Below are 529 nucleotides of genomic sequence, written 5' to 3'. Positions count from 1 at the left end.
GACGTGAAGTTCGCCGCGCTGGAGATAGGCCTCGTTGACGCTGGTGATCTCGAGCTCGCCGCGGGGCGAGGGCTTCACGTCGGCGGCGATGTCGAGAACCTGGTTGTCGTAGAAGTACAGCCCGGTCACCGCCCAGGTCGATTCCGGGTTCTGCGGCTTCTCGACGATCTTGGTCGGCCGGCCGGACTTGTCCAGATTGACCACGCCGTAGGCCTGCGGATTCTCGACATGGTAGGCGAACACCGTCGCGCCCCGCTTGCGCACAGCCGCGCGCTCGAGAAGCTCGCCCATGCCGGCGCCGAAGAATAGGTTGTCGCCGAGGATCAGCGCGACGTCGTCGTCGCCGACGAAGTCGCGCCCGATGACGAAGGCCTGGGCGAGCCCCTCCGGCCGCGGTTGCAGGGCGTAGGAGAAGTGCAGGCCGAACTGCTCCCCGGTGCCGAACAGGCGCTTGTAGTTGTCGAGGTGCTCCGGCGACGAGATGATCAGGATCTCGCGGATGCCAGCCAGCATCAGCACCGAGACCGGG

The 529-nt window shown here is 66.5% G+C and carries 1 protein-coding gene; it reads right to left on the bottom strand.

The window, feature by feature from the left end:
• Nucleotides 1-529: sugar phosphate nucleotidyltransferase (locus tag OXS49_RS33440; protein WP_267428790.1), on the bottom strand; the 529-nt coding region annotated here is incomplete at both ends.

This window comes from Methylobacterium sp. GC_Met_2 (assembly GCF_026540795.1).
In the GTDB taxonomy this organism is placed as follows: domain Bacteria; phylum Pseudomonadota; class Alphaproteobacteria; order Rhizobiales; family Beijerinckiaceae; genus Methylobacterium.
The sequence above is the reverse complement of the archived record's forward strand: the minus strand, read 5'-3'. Positions and strand labels throughout refer to the sequence as shown.